Consider the following 233-nt stretch of genomic DNA (forward strand, 5'->3'; position numbering starts at 1 on the left):
TCCGGTCATGCGGGTGAGGTGCGGTTGCCGGGGACGTTTGTGGATTATGAGTTGGCGCCTCGGGAGTATGAGTTGTCGGTGGCGCAGACGGTGTTGCGGGTGCATTCGCGGGTGGCTGATTTGTTTAACCATCCGATGAATCAGGTGGAGCAGCAGTTGCGGTTGACGGTGGAGGCGTTGCGGGAGCGTCAGGAGCACGAGATGGTCAACAACCGGGAGTTTGGGTTGTTGCA

1 pseudogene is annotated in these 233 nt (G+C 59.2%); it reads left to right on the forward strand.

From position 1 onward, the window contains the following. Window positions 1-233 (forward strand): annotated as a pseudogene (locus tag QMG73_RS46195) (Crp/Fnr family transcriptional regulator); the annotation flags it as partial.

The sequence above is a fragment of the Phytohabitans aurantiacus genome (assembly GCF_027923225.1).
Taxonomy (GTDB): domain Bacteria; phylum Actinomycetota; class Actinomycetes; order Mycobacteriales; family Micromonosporaceae; genus Phytohabitans; species Phytohabitans aurantiacus.